Origin of the sequence: Clostridium sp. TF11-13AC, assembly GCF_003481065.1 — a bacterium.
Taxonomy (GTDB): Bacteria; Bacillota; Clostridia; order Lachnospirales; family Lachnospiraceae; genus Otoolea; species Otoolea fessa.
Window position 1 is genome coordinate 270,236 of record NZ_QUKJ01000003.1, and the last position, 14,252, is coordinate 284,487.

At 47.9% G+C, this 14,252-nt stretch carries 12 protein-coding genes; 6 read left to right on the top strand and 6 right to left on the bottom strand.

All coding sequences use genetic code 11. The features are described from left to right. Positions 1-83: 83 nt before the first annotated feature. Positions 84-677 carry a DUF1653 domain-containing protein gene (locus tag DXD12_RS08630; protein ID WP_118638088.1) on the bottom strand — a complete coding sequence of 198 codons (594 nt, stop codon included), beginning with the start codon at positions 675-677 and terminating at the stop codon, positions 84-86. A gap of 674 nt (positions 678-1,351) precedes the next feature. On the opposite strand from DXD12_RS08630, the gene DXD12_RS08640 reads away from it, so the two are divergent. Beyond that, entirely contained in the window at positions 1,352-2,830 is a 1,479-nt protein-coding gene (locus DXD12_RS08640) for a DUF1846 domain-containing protein (protein WP_022359314.1), read from the top strand. Positions 2,831-2,968: 138 nt separating this feature from the next. Here DXD12_RS08640 and ftsH read toward each other — a convergent pair whose 3' ends face one another. Then, on the bottom strand, positions 2,969-5,101 hold the full coding sequence (gene ftsH / locus DXD12_RS08645) for an ATP-dependent zinc metalloprotease FtsH (RefSeq protein WP_118523232.1): 2,133 nt from the start codon (positions 5,099-5,101) through the stop codon (positions 2,969-2,971). Between the two features lie 558 nt (positions 5,102-5,659). On the opposite strand from ftsH, the gene DXD12_RS08650 reads away from it, so the two are divergent. The 3 genes from DXD12_RS08650 (at position 5,660) to DXD12_RS08660 (ending at position 7,587) form a co-directional block, all read left to right on the top strand. After that, entirely contained in the window at positions 5,660-6,163 is a 504-nt protein-coding gene (locus DXD12_RS08650) for a GNAT family N-acetyltransferase (RefSeq protein WP_107001054.1), read from the top strand. Between the two features lie 58 nt (positions 6,164-6,221). Beyond that, positions 6,222-6,461 carry a hypothetical protein gene (locus DXD12_RS08655; RefSeq protein ID WP_107001055.1) on the top strand — a complete coding sequence of 80 codons (240 nt, stop codon included), beginning with the start codon at positions 6,222-6,224 and terminating at the stop codon, positions 6,459-6,461. Positions 6,462-7,023: 562 nt separating this feature from the next. After that, a complete protein-coding gene (locus DXD12_RS08660; RefSeq protein WP_118638090.1) occupies positions 7,024-7,587 on the top strand; it encodes a DNA-deoxyinosine glycosylase in 564 nt (187 codons plus the stop codon). On the opposite strand, the gene DXD12_RS08665 is transcribed toward DXD12_RS08660, so the two are convergent. Continuing rightward, positions 7,584-7,730, bottom strand: a complete 147-nt coding sequence (locus DXD12_RS08665) for a hypothetical protein (RefSeq protein ID WP_333523634.1) — start codon at positions 7,728-7,730, stop codon at positions 7,584-7,586. The two genes, DXD12_RS08660 and DXD12_RS08665, sit on opposite strands and share 4 nt — an antisense overlap. Before the next feature lie 143 nt (positions 7,731-7,873). Here DXD12_RS08665 and DXD12_RS08670 point away from each other — a divergent pair, with 143 nt between their 5' ends. Continuing rightward, on the top strand, positions 7,874-8,854 hold the full coding sequence (locus DXD12_RS08670; protein ID WP_118638092.1) for a radical SAM protein: 981 nt from the start codon (positions 7,874-7,876) through the stop codon (positions 8,852-8,854). A 1,178-nt stretch (positions 8,855-10,032) separates the two neighbouring features. After that, entirely contained in the window at positions 10,033-10,977 is a 945-nt protein-coding gene (locus DXD12_RS08680) for a DUF5688 family protein (RefSeq protein WP_118492340.1), read from the top strand. Here DXD12_RS08680 and DXD12_RS08685 read toward each other — a convergent pair. Genes DXD12_RS08685 through uvrB form a run of 3 tightly spaced genes read right to left on the bottom strand, consistent with a single transcriptional unit; the run spans position 10,931 to position 14,188 of the window. Continuing rightward, complete coding sequence (locus DXD12_RS08685; protein ID WP_243032244.1) at positions 10,931-11,377, bottom strand: threonine/serine exporter family protein; 447 nt, start codon at positions 11,375-11,377, stop codon at positions 10,931-10,933. The two genes, DXD12_RS08680 and DXD12_RS08685, sit on opposite strands and share 47 nt — an antisense overlap. Further along, the gene (locus tag DXD12_RS08690; RefSeq protein WP_118638096.1) at positions 11,374-12,144 is read right to left on the bottom strand and encodes a threonine/serine exporter family protein; all 771 of its coding nucleotides are present in this window, start codon (positions 12,142-12,144) and stop codon (positions 11,374-11,376) included. Before DXD12_RS08690 ends, DXD12_RS08685 begins: the two co-directional genes overlap by 4 nt. Positions 12,145-12,196: 52 nt before the next feature. After that, positions 12,197-14,188, bottom strand: a complete 1,992-nt coding sequence (uvrB, locus tag DXD12_RS08695) for an excinuclease ABC subunit UvrB (protein WP_118638098.1) — start codon at positions 14,186-14,188, stop codon at positions 12,197-12,199. Positions 14,189-14,252 lie beyond the last annotated feature (64 nt).

Genomic DNA, 14,252 nt, shown 5'->3' on the forward strand with positions numbered 1-14,252 from the left:
CCACCACGTTTTCTTACGGCACTTTCGGTTCCAAAAGTGCCTACCCGTGAACAGTCACCCAGACTCTTCTGCCAGACAGCCGCTCACTTTCCATACCGCAGGCGCGGTGCATCGTACCTCTGCTGCATCCGGATGCACTGACGGATCGCGTCCAGCTCTTCCTCCACGCTTCCACCGACCGGATTCATATCCAGACAGAAGCAGAGACTGTCGAGATCCCGCTTGTCCACCTTGCCGCTCATTCTCTGGAGCACTTCCAGCCTGCCCTCGGTCGTTTCCTGATCCAGAAATTCTGCCACAAGCGGATGCAGCTCCGGTTCCTCCTGCGGTATGTCCCAGGAATGAGTGGCTGCGTCAGACATTTTCGAACGGCGTACACTTTCATTTACGACATGAGTCGTTCTGGTTGTCCTTATTTCCTGCTGTTTCGAATTTTCCCACGGACCCGCCGCAATCCGCTCAAACCGGTATCTCTGCGCCGCCTCCGGATATTTTACCCGATCTACCTCTTCCATAAACATAGAAAGCGGTCTAACCCAGACGCCATATTCTCCATAGAGCGCCTGATAAACAACCATCTTTTCCCCCGTTTCCGAGTGGGTTGCCACCGCCAGAATCTGATATTCTTTATTTTTAAAATGCCGGTACCGCTCGCCCGGCTTTGGAATTTCCCGCATGAATGCTGATACCTCCTTAAAACATCTCGCTAAGTGTTCACATTATATCACGATTCGCCGTTCGCCTTAAATCTGCAAGCAGCTTTCTGGCTCACTTGCGCTCATTATATCATAAGAACGTATTCTCCCCCGTCCACTCACGAATCCGCGCTATCGCGCTCCACCGCCCTGCTTCGCATGGCTGTTCGTTCGTTAATGGCGCAAGAAAAGAATATGTCTGCTTCGCAGCCGCATTCTTTTCTTCTGCGCTCATTATATCACATTTTGTATGCCCTTTTCTGTTTTTTATCAATTTACATCCAGATTTTCTTTCCTCCATCCCCATCGCCTGTACACAAAAATTTTCGCCAGAAAATATTACATTTCCGAAAACCAAATCCGTCATTTTTCCGATTTTAAATTTTTTTTATTTTCCCTCTACTCAAATAGACTTTTTTGTAGGATAATAGAACTAATTGTGATTCTTTGCGGTCTGCTGTGCTGCGTTCATTTCACACAAAGAGCATCGACATAAACAACTGCGAATGGCAGTCTGTGCCGGACATGGACTGTGACCTGGCGGCGCAATCATCCATACAAACATATGATTTTCATCCCACCAGATGGAAACCGGCATCTGCCCCCACCGCGATACCGGTATTCTGTGCGGGACGAAACTAAGAACGGAGGATTAGATGAAAATCGGTTTTGACAACAACAAATACCTGAAAATGCAGTCGGAACATATCCGTGAGCGTATCAACCAGTTCGGTGATAAGCTCTACCTCGAATTTGGCGGAAAACTGTTCGATGACTACCACGCATCCCGGGTTCTTCCGGGCTTTGCACCTGACAGCAAGCTGCGGATGCTTCTGCAGTTAGCGGATCAGGCGGAAATCGTCATCGTCATCAGTGCTGCGGATATCGAGAAAAACAAAGTACGTTCCGACCTCGGCATTACTTACGACGTAGACGTACTCCGTCTGATTCAGTCCTTTACCGACAAGGGACTCTATGTTGGAAGCGTTGTAATCACCCACTATTCCGGGCAGAACACTGCGGATGTCTTCAAACACAAGCTCGAATCCATGGGCATCAAGGTTTACCGCCACTACACCATCGACGGTTATCCGGGCAATGTTCCGCTGATCGTCAGCGATGAAGGTTATGGTAAAAATGATTACATTGAAACCAAACGTCCACTCGTTGTTGTCACCGCGCCGGGACCGGGAAGCGGAAAAATGGCAACCTGCCTTTCCCAGCTCTACCACGAGAACAAACGCGGCGTCAAGGCTGGATATGCCAAATTTGAGACCTTCCCGATCTGGAATATCCCGTTAAAGCACCCGGTCAACCTGGCATACGAGGCAGCGACCGCTGACTTAAACGATGTCAACATGATCGATCCGTTCCATCTGGAGGCTTATGGTGTAACAACGGTCAACTACAACCGTGACATCGAGATTTTCCCGGTTCTGAGCGCTATTTTCGAGGGAATCTACGGCGAGAACCCGTACAAATCCCCGACTGATATGGGCGTCAACATGGCAGGAAACTGCATCATTGACGACGAAGCCTGCTGCGAAGCATCCCGTCAGGAAATCCTGCGCCGCTACTATCAGGCATTAAACCGCGTTGTCAAAGAGGATGTCGGCAAAGAGGAAGTTTATAAGATCGAACTTCTGATGAAGCAGGCAAAACTGACCACCGATATGCGCAAGGTTGTTCCGGCTGCCCTGAAACGCGCCGAAGAAACCGGTGCTCCGGCTGCTGCCATCGAACTTCCGGACGGAACCATCGCTACCGGAAAGACAACCAACCTGCTCGGCGCTTCCGCTGCCCTGCTTCTGAATGCTGTCAAGGTACTTGGCAATATTCCGCACGATGAGCACCTGATCTCCCCGATCGCGATCGAGCCGATCCAGAAGCTGAAAGTCGAGTACCTCGGAAGCCGCAACCCGCGTCTCCACACCGATGAAGTTCTGATCGCGCTGTCCATGTGCGCCGCTACCAACAAACACGCACAGATCGCCCTGGAACAGCTCGAAAAACTGCGCGGCTGCCAGGTTCACACCTCCGTCATGCTGTCGGAGGTTGATATCAAGACCTTCAAACGTCTCGGCATCGAACTGACCTCCGAGCCGGTATATGAGCACAACCGCCTGTACCAGTAATTGATATAATCCTATATAAATAACGGCTGTATCTCAGCAAAACAGAACTCATAGATTTTTCAATATATGGATTCACATTGCTGAAATACAGCCGTTCTATTTATTGTATAAATATTTCTTTTATGCTATACATCACTTTTATTTCCGGTCGAACGAGCTTCCACCGCGCATCTCATCCTCATTTGGACTCTCTGCTGCTACAGCTTCTGCCGATTCCGGTGTTTCGTCCGCCGGTGCTTCATCCGCCGGTTTTCCTTCCAGCTTCTGCTGGTTCTGTGAGTTTTCCGCGTTCGTTTCCTCCGCAGTCTTTACTGGCTGCACCTCATCGCCTGTCTTCGCAGCCTCCGGCATCTCAATCCGGTCCTCGCCTTCCTGTTTCTTTTCCTCCAGCTCCGGAATTCCCTTTACCTCATGGAAAATCTTCATGAACTCTTTACCGGTGATCGTCTCTTTCTCAATCAGGAACGCCGCAATCTTATCAAGCGCCTCGCGGTTTTCACTCAGCAGGCGTTTTGCCTCCTCATAAGAAACCTTCAGAATATGCATGACTTCCTTGTCAATCTCTGCCGCTGTCATATCACTGCAATTCAGGACGGTTCTCCCGTTCAGGTACTGATTTTCCTGGCTTTCCAGTCCCATCAGACCGAACTTCTTGGACATACCGTACTGGGTTACCATCGCACGCGCGATCCGGGTTGCTTTTTCAATATCATTTGACGCACCTGTCGTTACCGTATCAAAAACGATCTCCTCAGCCGCACGTCCGCCTAAAAATCCGACCAGCATCGCGCGGATTTCCTTCTCAGTATTTAAGTACTTCTCTTCCTCCGGCACCTGCATGACATAGCCGAGCGCACCCATGGTACGCGGCACAATCGTGATCTTCTGTACCGGCTCCGAATCCTTCTGCAGGGCGCTGACCAGCGCATGACCAACCTCATGATACGAAACAATCCGGCGCTCTTCCTGGCTCAGGATGCGGTCTTTCTTCTCTTTGCCGACCAGAACCAGCTCAACTGCCTCAAATAAATCCTTCTGGGAAACGGCTTTCCTGCCATTCTTAACGGCTGTGATCGCCGCCTCATTCATCATATTGGCAAGATCCGCACCTACAGCGCCGGATGTCGCCAGCGCGATCTCCTCGAAATCAACCGTCTCATCCAGTTTTACATCCTTGGAATGTACCTTTAAAATCTGCACACGCCCCTTTAAATCCGGCTTATCCACGATAATCCGGCGGTCAAAACGTCCCGGACGAAGCAGCGCCGGATCCAGAATCTCCGGGCGGTTCGTCGCCGCCATGACTAAAAGACCCTTGGAGGAATCAAATCCATCCATCTCCGAAAGGAGCTGGTTTAACGTCTGCTCACGTTCATCGTTGCCGCCCAGACGCGAATCTCGGCTTTTACCGATCGCATCCACCTCATCGATGAAAATGATACACGGAGCCGACTGCTGCGCCTGCTTGAACAGGTCACGCACACGGGATGCGCCGACGCCGACAAACATTTCCACAAAATCTGAACCGGACAGAGAGAAAAACGGAACCTTCGCCTCTCCAGCTACTGCCTTGGCAAGAAGTGTTTTACCGGTTCCTGGCGGTCCGACTAACAGCGCACCCTTTGGCAGTTTCGCACCAATCTTCGTATATTTTCCCGGGTTATGCAGGAAATCAACAATCTCCGTCAGAGACTCCTTCGCCTCATCCTCGCCTGCCACATCCTTGAACGTAACGCCGGTTTCTTTCTGTACATATACTTTGGCATTGCTCTTGCCGACACCCATGATGCCGCCTCCGCCACCCATGCGCTTCATCATCATATTGAAAATGACGAACATCGCTGCAATCGGAAGCACCCACTCGAGCAGAAGCATGATAATACTGCCTGTCGCGTCCACTTCTGCCTGTTCATAGGTCGTAACACCAGCTTCATCCAGCTTCTTTTCCAAATCCGGATCGTTGATCGGAATCGTGTAGTACTCCATTCCTACCAGATTTCCGTATTTTCCCTGGCTGCCGCCATATTTCTTCGAATCTTCCTTCGGCGTGATCTGAATCTTTCCATTGCCAATCACAACCGATTCTACCTCGTGATCCTTAAGCATCTGATTAAACTCGCTGTACGGCATCTTATGCGTGCGGCTGCCCTGCCAGAGGTTGTGCATCATCGCCACACAGAGAAGCGTAAACAGCATCGTCATGATCAGCACTGCATAATTCTGACCGCGGGGATTTTTTCCATTTTTATTCTGGTTTCCCTTATTATCCATACACTTTCTCCATTCTGTATCACTGTACATCCAGAATCTGCCACATCAGGTTACTCAAAAGCCCCTCTAAATCTGCCGCATCTGCTTCTCATCCGGCTTCATGCCCGCTTTTCTTCCCCGTCAGCGCGCAAATTTCTGCGTACTCTTATCCATTATAGTGGCAGATTGCCTATAAATCAAGAAGTGAAAATATTAAAAACTTGTGAACTCCTTATAAAATATAGGTGTTTTCTCTGCATATATGAAATGCCATCAAAACTATCCGCTGTGTATCTCTTCCCGATACAGTTACCTCGTCACAGTTATTCGAAAAATTGCTTTTTAAAAAGTCCCTATTTACATTTGTGTGTCTGATGTATCAACAGTATAATGATACATTTCACAAATTGCGTATGCGATTAGAAAATCAAGTAGTCCAAATTCCATAAAATGAAATTTTAGGGCAAATTACAGACATTGGCTTGGCTGTAGTATTTTTAAACAACGTGTGTTAGACTACTGTTATACAAATCGGGATTGACCGAACTCTTTGAGAAAAATAGGAGGAAGCAGCTTTTTATGTTGTACTTAAAATCAGCTAATTTGGAAGATATTGAAAAGGAATACGAATTTATTACTAATACCCCTTCCAATGAAAATGGATTTACGAATTTTGCGTCTGGATGTTCAAGAAAGGAATTTGAAATAAAAATATTACCTGGTTATATTAATGCTGAAAAGGGAATTGATCTGGCTGATGGATGGGTTCCAGAAACGGATTTTTTCTTATGGGATGATGAGAAAATAGTAGGATTATTTCGCGTGCGTCATTACCTTACTCCTGCACTTGCAAACGGAGGAGGCCATATAGGATATGGAATAAAGAAAGAATTCAGAGGCAAGGGATACGCCTCGGAAGGGTTGAGATTGACAATCGAAAAAGCCTGGCACATTATTAAAGAAGACGAAATATATATGTCTGTTCATAGGGATAATATGGCATCTTTGCGTGTGCAGATTAAAAATGGGGCCTATATTCATCACCAAGATGAAAAAGAGTTTTATACCAGAATAAAACGATAAATTCCCGTTTATTGGGAAGTCACAGAGAACGAAAAATCGGAATTTGGAGGTGATTTAAATGGAAAACAAAATTGTAGGTGCTATTTTCTGTTTCATGTCAGCAGTTTTAATTTCTGCACGATATATTTCTGCTGCGATATTTATGAGTGGAGTAGCTTCGTGGAATGCCACTTTATTTGCAGCAGGTCTTGAATATGTAGGTCCTTTTTTAGCAATAGCGGCTGGTATTGCGTTTATTATTGGAATCCTGTTTCTGGGATATGGGCTGTATCAGGATATTAAAAAGATAAAGAAGTAGAACAATTCCAGTTTGTCAATTACAGGTGACATTGAAAGAGTCAGCCCATTCAAGGTGCTGGCTCTTTCAAAAATTCCATTCTAATAAATTGCATGATAACTTAGAGTAAAAATGAATACCCATTAGCCGGAAATGAATAGAAAACGAATAAAAGTGTGGTGTTTCGTATAATTATGAGTTAGTATGCATCAGACACACTTTTGTAAAAAGGGAGTTTCAAAAAAACATTCTATCATTTTTGATCTATGATATAATGTGAACACTTGACGAGGTATTTTCGAGTCTAGTGAGAACATATACCTGACCACTTAATGAGGTGTTTCACGAATTTAGTGGTCATGGTATAATGAGCCCAGAAGAAAAGAATGCGGCTGTAAAGCAGACATATTCTTTTCTTGCGCCATTAACGAACGAACAGCCATGCGAAGCAGGGCGGTAGAGCGCGATAGCGCGGGTTCGTGAGTATCATGTCCATGTACCAAATGAAGCCAGATCAAAGTCGAAAATTGATTTCGTATTTATTATAATTGACAACAATAATCCGCAAAAAGGAGATTCCACCATGCCATCCCACATCATCCACCCAATCCCACCTGTTTTTGACGCCGACTCCCGCATCCTAATCCTCGGTTCCTTTCCGTCGGTCAAATCCCGAGAAAGCTGTTTTTTCTACGGGCACCCGCAGAATCGTTTCTGGAAGCTCTTAGCACGCCTGCGAAAGGAAGACGTTCCATCCTCCATCGAGGAAAAGAAGGAATTTCTGCTGCGGAACCACATCGCCGTCTGGGACACCATCCATAGCTGTTCCATCGAAGGATCCAGCGACAGTTCCATCCGCGATGTTGTTCCAAACGACCTCGCCTCTATCCTGGATCACGCTTCCATCCAGGCGATTTACACAAACGGCGGGCTGTCCGGAAAAATGTACGACCGCTTCTGCCGTAAACAGACTGGCATTGAGGCAATCAAACTGCCGTCCACCAGCCCTGCCAACGCTGCCTGGAACCTCGACCGGCTGACAGATGCCTGGAAATGTATCAACCAGATCCTGGGGAAACCCGGATCTGAAACAAAAAGCACTGTTTCCGAAGGCAATGCACACGGGGCAAAAACACGCTGCATCTAAACAAATACCATCTGCACCAGAATCATATAAAATACAGTCCCTACCGGCCAATGGCGCTTCTGTCCGATCCACTGTTCCGTAAAAATCATTACAAACAGTGCCGTCAGTGCAAAGTCCAGTCCTTTCGTATTAAATGTAATCACATTTGACACTGCTTATCTTTCTTAGTAGAATAAATACATTATAACGATCGATTTTTCGGATTCAACACAGATTTGAACTATGCAAAAAAGCTTTGAAGGAATTATCTTTACAAAAAATCTTATAAAAAAAGGAAGCAAAACCTATGAACACATATATTCCCATCCCTAACCCAGGTGCCGGCTTACCTGTCCAGTTCTCTGAACCAGCCGCCTATTCCTACGAAAGCTGCCATTGCTGTCCGCGAAATTGTCAGATCAACCGCACCAAAAAACAGGGCTGGTGTCACAGCCCTGCCGGTATCCGGGCGGCACGCGCGGCGCTTCATCCGTGGGAGGAACCGTGTATCAGCGGTCTGCACGGAAGCGGTACCATCTTTTTTTCCGGCTGCACGCTGCGCTGCTGTTTCTGCCAGAACTACCAGATCAGCAGCGAAGGCTTTGGAAAAGATATTTCCGGAACGCGCCTGGAGGAAATTTTTCTGGAACTGCAGGCACAGGGCGCGCACAATATCAATCTGGTGACGCCGACGCAGTACCTTCCGTCGCTACTGCCCGTCTTAAAACGGGTCAAACCGCAGCTTTTCATCCCGATCGTCTACAACTGCGGCGGTTATGAGACGCTGGAGGCGGTTGATGCGCTGGCTCCCTATATCGATATCTGGCTGCCGGATTTAAAATATTACTCTTCCGAACTGTCCGCCCGCTATTCCGCCGCCCCGGACTATTTTCCGGTCGCCTCCGCAGCAGTCAAACGGATGATCAAGCACACCGGTCCGCTGGTATTGGAAGATTTCTCCGAAAATGGCCAGGCCTGCCAGCTCATGAAGCGCGGCGTGATCCTGCGGCATATGGTTCTTCCAAAACACAAAGACGATTCCATCCGCCTGCTCCACTGGATTCACGACAACCTCCCGGAGGGGCATTTTCTGGTAAGCCTTATGAGCCAGTACACCCCCTTCTACCAGAGCAGCAAATATCCGGAAATCAACCGTCGCATCACAAGCTACGAATACCAGAAAGTCGTCGATGCCGCGATTGAGCTGGGACTCACACAGGGCTTTATGCAGGAAAAAAGCAGCGCAAAAGAAGAATACACGCCGCCGTTTGAATTGCAAGGGATTTGATATTTACATAAGAAAAGATCCTTCTTGATGCCTTTCCATGAACCAGAAAAAGGGTATCGATAAATTGACATTTTATCGATACCCTTTAAACTATCTCGTCCATTGGATGATACCTCTTTCTTTGAACTTTTCCTTTATTCAATTTTGATTCCTTTTTCAACAATTTCTGAATCGTTCAATCTTATTTTTTTCTTTTTTCACTTATCTATCTCTCTTTTAAAAAACGCTTCTTTTTAATGATACTTTCTCGTCATATCACTAAACCGAATCCTGTTTCTAAATATGTATGATAGATGATTGACTGATTTTTACTTGTTGATTTTGGTTTTCCTTTGTTCAATTTTTTTATTAAAAAATCGAACCAGTTTTATGTTTTCGGTGGAATCAGCTCCCTTCTTTTTTTGTTTTATTTCTTGTTTCTTTTGATGGTTTTATTCTAATACATATGTCGCATTTTGTCAATACTAATTTTGTATTTTCTTGTTATTTTTCAGTTTTATTTCCACCATGAATGACAGCTATTAGTTTTCATCTCGCAGTCGCGCCATCTTATCTCTTTATTTACCATCGTTCACACATTATGAGCGTCATGCAAACTGTTACTGGGAACGTATGCGTGAACAGCAACAAATCCGCAGTTACTGTACACGCATACGTGTCCAGTAACGGAATTTGCCGTGGCTTCGCATTTAAATACGGCAAATTCCTGTTGCCACCACGTTTTCTTACGGCACTTTCGGTTCCAAAAGTGCCTACCCGTGTACAGTAACAATCCGCAACCAGAACTTCACTTTTTTCCCTGTTATTTTTCTTGCCAATCTTCCCATTTTCCAGTATAATCATGATATCGGTGCATTTGGCACCTGCTTCTTTATATGCAGGCAATTTTTTCACATCTTACTGGTTCCTGCGATTCTCATGTTCAGTTTTTTCGATGATTTCCATGACCATTTTCATACTTACGCACTCAAAAGGTAAACGCTAAAACTCTGAACTTTTTATTTATTTTTTAATCACTAAGCAATCTTTCTTCACATCTCAAACTTCATGACTGCTTCTTGATTTGATTCCTTAAAACTTATTCACACGGGGAAACTGTTTCTCATCTTGCTGAAATTCATAACCTACATGAGCAAGCGGACATCCCCTATCTGCAATTTTATTTCAGGAGGTACTCTATGGTCTATGAAACTTTTTTGAAAACAATCCAGTCGATGGTGCAGACGCGCCTCAACAAAAAAGCCAACGTCTCCCTGCGGCGTGTTCTGAAAAATAATGGACTGATGCTCGACGGGCTGAGCTTTACGAAACCCGGCTCACGGTTATCACCGACTGTCTATCTGAACGCCTATTATAATGAAGCGGAGGAAGGAATGCCGCTCTCCATTATTACCGATCAGATCTTGATGGTGTATGAGACAAATCCAGGATTTTCGGAGGATATCTGCGAGGAACTGCGTGATTTTGATGCCGTACGCGACCGGATTGCCTACAAATTGATCCACGCCGCTAAAAATAAGGTGCTTCTCTCCCACGTCCCGCATATTCCGTATCTCGATCTGGCGATCGTTTTCTATCTGATCCTCACTGACAATGAGGAGGGGCAGATGACGACCCTGGTACACAGCGACCATCTTGCCCTGTGGGATATTTCTCTGGAAGAGCTCGGCATACTGGCGGAAGAAAATACACCTCGCATGCTGCCGTACCACATCAACTCCATCGAATCCACCCTCAATCAGCTCGAAATGGAGGACATCGTTGAAACGGAAGCTCTTCCATCGGTCGCTCTCTACGTTCTGACAAATTCGCGCGGCATCAACGGCGCTGCCTGCATGCTCTATCCCCGCGTCTTAAAAGAGTTTGCCGAAAGCCTGGGCGAAGATCTGATTATCCTTCCATCCAGCATCCATGAAGTGCTTCTCACTCCCAGCAGCGTCTCCCTTCCGCCGGAAGAACTCAATGAAATGGTTCAGGCGATCAATCAGTCGGATGTGCCCGCTGAAGACCGCCTGTCCGATCATATTTATTATTTTAGCAGGATTCAGGGCTGTCTCTACCTGCCGCCCAGTTCCACTACGACGCTTTATTCCGGAGCAGACGGAACAGTGAATCCACAATAAAGATGGCAACCGCCATCGCCCCCGCTATCTGGATCGTCTGGATCAGATAAAAATTGTACCATTTTGTCTGTCCCTGTATCAGAAAATAGACGCTCCGGTAGATCGATGCGCCCGGCACCGTCGGCAGGATTCCTGCCACCAGAAAGATCGTGACGGGCGCTTTTAACACGCGTGCAAATACCTGACTCAGCAGAGCCGCTGCCAGACTGGAAAAAAATGCCGCCGCCACCTGCGAGGTTCCCACCTGCATTGATACCAGGTACGCCAGCCATCCGGCACCTCCGGTAATGCCCGCATAAACCAGATATTTCCGCGGCATATCGACCAGCAGGGAAAAACCAAAAATCGCCAGAAATGCTCCCACGCTCTGGATCATCAATTCTCTTATCATCTCTGTCATACCGATCCTCCCGCCAGCCGGACTGCCACGATCGCCAGACCGACGCCCGACGCAACCGCCAGCGCCACCACGACTGCCTCCGCCATCCGCGCGACTCCCGAACTGTAATCTCCATTCAGCGTATCGCGGATTGCCGCCGTAAATGTGACCCCAGGCACCAGCGGCATGATTGCGCTGATAATCACTACATCCAGGCTCATTCCCAGAAATGCCCCACGGCGCAGCAGATACGCCGCAACCGCCAGTGCAAACGAGCCAAGTGCATTTTGACAGAAATCATTCAACATAAGTTTGGACGCCGCCCGCAGGACAAACGCAAGAACGACTCCCACGACAGCCGCCACCAGGCATTCGCCCGGACCGCCTCCAAACATCACCGCAAAAAATCCCGTCGTTGCCGCATAGCCAATGCATTTCTTCCAGAATCCGTATAATGTCGTATTAGCAATCCGATCCAGTCGTTCCTGCGCCTCCCCGACAGACAATTTTCCGCTGCAAAATTCCCTTGAAACATTGTTTACCTGATAGATGCGGTTCAAATTCGTTGCCCGGTTTTCCACCCGTTTTACCAAGGTAAGCGGCGGAAGTGATGCATCCGCAATCGTCGCCACGATCCCCGTCGTCACGACAAACACATCTGCCCGTGCAATCCCTGAATGCTTTAAAATACGGTGAATCGTGTCCTCCACACGGTAGACCTCCGCTCCGCTCGCCAGCATGATCTCCCCCGCCCGGACCGCCATCTCCATCAGCGCGCCATATTCCATACCAACCACCCTCTGATTTATGAATTTTCGTAACTGTTCAGTACTTTCACAGTCACGGATTTTCCAAATCCAGCAACATTTTCTTAACCTCTACCATGCGGTCACGCAACACGACCGCTTCCTCGAAATTCAGCTCGGCTGCCGCCTGATTCATCTTCTTCGTCAGTTCCTTTACGAGTTTTTCTAATTCCTGGCGATCCATCGATTCCAGATCCTTCGTTACCTTATTCGTAACCGGTTCGGCTGCCTGCGAGATCGTGATCAGATCCCGGACAGCTTTCTTGATCGTCGTCGGCGTAATGTGATGTTCCTCATTGTACGCCTGCTGAATCGCGCGTCTTCGCTCCGTCTCCTCGATCGCCGCACGCATCGAATCCGTGATCGAATCTGCATACATGATAACATGCCCCTCGGAATTTCGCGCTGCTCGGCCGATCGTCTGAATCAGAGACGTTTCCGAACGCAGGAATCCCTCTTTATCCGCATCCAGAATCGCCACCAGCGCAATCTCCGGGATATCCAGACCCTCACGAAGCAGGTTGATGCCGACCAGCACATCGAAGACATTCAGACGCATATCCCGGATAATCTGGGCGCGTTCCAACGTGTCAATATCCGAATGCAGATATTTGACGCGGATTCCCGCATCGCGCATATAGTCGGTCAGGTCTTCTGCCATCCGCTTTGTCAGCGTCGTAACAAGCACCTTAAACCCTCGATCCACCTCCCGGTTGACCTCCGAAATCAGATCGTCGATCTGTCCCTCGACCGGTCTCACCTCAATCGGCGGATCAAGAAGTCCCGTTGGACGGATCACCTGCTCTGCCCGCAGAAGCTCATGATCCGCCTCATACTCGCCCGGTGTTGCTGAAACGCAGAGAATCTGATCCAGTTTGCTCTCAAATTCTTCAAAATTTAACGGTCGGTTATCCAGCGCCGACGGCAGGCGGAAGCCATATTCCACCAGCGTTTTCTTGCGCGACTGGTCGCCCGCGTACATCCCGCGCACCTGCGGCAGCGTGATGTGCGACTCGTCCACAATTACCAGAAATTCATCCGGGAAATAATCCATCAGCGTACACGGCGGTTCTCCCGGTTTCGAACCAATCAGATGGCGTGAATAATTCTCGATACCAGAACAGAAGCCTGTTTCCCGCATCATTTCCACATCAAAATTCGTCCGCTCCGCGATTCTCTGTGCCTCCAGAAGCTTATCCTCACTCTTAAAGTAAGCGACCTGCTCCTTCATTTCCTCTAAAATATTGTTTGCCGCAATCTCCATCCGCTCTTTCGGGATGACATAATGCGATGCCGGGAAAATCGCGATATGTCCCAGCTGCGCCTTGATCTCGCCCGTCAGCGTGTCAATCTCTGTGATCCGGTCTACCTCATCCCCGAAAAACTCAATCCGGTACGCATCGCCGCCCGAATACGCCGGGTATACCTCCAGCACATCGCCGCGCACCCGGAACGAACCTCGCTTGAAATCCATGTCATTCCGGCTGTACTGAATGTCGATCAGCTTGTGAATGACCTCGTCGCGGTCCTTCTCCATGCCCGGGCGCAGGGAAATAACCATGTTTTTATAATCGATCGGGCTTCCCAGACCATAGATACAGGAAACCGATGCCACAATAATCACATCCTGCCGCTCCGACAGCGCCGCCGTCGCTGAATGCCGCAGCTTATCGATCTCGTCGTTGATGGAGGAATCCTTCTCGATATATGTGTCCGTGGACGGGACGTAAGCCTCCGGCTGGTAGTAGTCATAGTAGCTGACAAAGTATTCCACCGCATTATTGGGAAAAAATTCCTTCATTTCTGAATAAAGCTGGGCTGCCAGCGTCTTATTATGTGCAATAATTAACGTCGGCTTATTCAGCTTCTGAATCACATTTGCCATCGTAAACGTCTTGCCAGAGCCCGTTACACCCAGTAATGTCTGGAACTGATTTCCTTCCTTGAAGCCCTCCACCAGCTTTTCAATCGCCTGCGGCTGGTCGCCGGTCGGGCTGTATTCTGATACCAACTCAAAATGATCCATTGCTTTCTCCTGATTTGATATAATTCACAAATAAAGAATGTGCCTTTTTGTGTAATAGGGGATT

Coding starts and splice junctions, on each gene's coding strand:
- DXD12_RS08640 (WP_022359314.1), top strand. CDS start 1,352: ATGAAAATCGGTTTTGACAACAACAAATACCTGAAAATGCAGTCGGAA.
- ftsH (WP_118523232.1), bottom strand. CDS start 5,101: ATGGATAATAAGGGAAACCAGAATAAAAATGGAAAAAATCCCCGCGGT.
- uvrB (WP_118638098.1), bottom strand. CDS start 14,188: ATGGATCATTTTGAGTTGGTATCAGAATACAGCCCGACCGGCGACCAG.
- DXD12_RS08690 (WP_118638096.1), bottom strand. CDS start 12,144: ATGGAATATGGCGCGCTGATGGAGATGGCGGTCCGGGCGGGGGAGATC.
- DXD12_RS08660 (WP_118638090.1), top strand. CDS start 7,024: ATGCCATCCCACATCATCCACCCAATCCCACCTGTTTTTGACGCCGAC.
- DXD12_RS08685 (WP_243032244.1), bottom strand. CDS start 11,377: ATGACAGAGATGATAAGAGAATTGATGATCCAGAGCGTGGGAGCATTT.
- DXD12_RS08630 (WP_118638088.1), bottom strand. CDS start 677: ATGCGGGAAATTCCAAAGCCGGGCGAGCGGTACCGGCATTTTAAAAAT.
- DXD12_RS08650 (WP_107001054.1), top strand. CDS start 5,660: ATGTTGTACTTAAAATCAGCTAATTTGGAAGATATTGAAAAGGAATAC.
- DXD12_RS08670 (WP_118638092.1), top strand. CDS start 7,874: ATGAACACATATATTCCCATCCCTAACCCAGGTGCCGGCTTACCTGTC.
- DXD12_RS08655 (WP_107001055.1), top strand. CDS start 6,222: ATGGAAAACAAAATTGTAGGTGCTATTTTCTGTTTCATGTCAGCAGTT.
- DXD12_RS08680 (WP_118492340.1), top strand. CDS start 10,033: ATGGTCTATGAAACTTTTTTGAAAACAATCCAGTCGATGGTGCAGACG.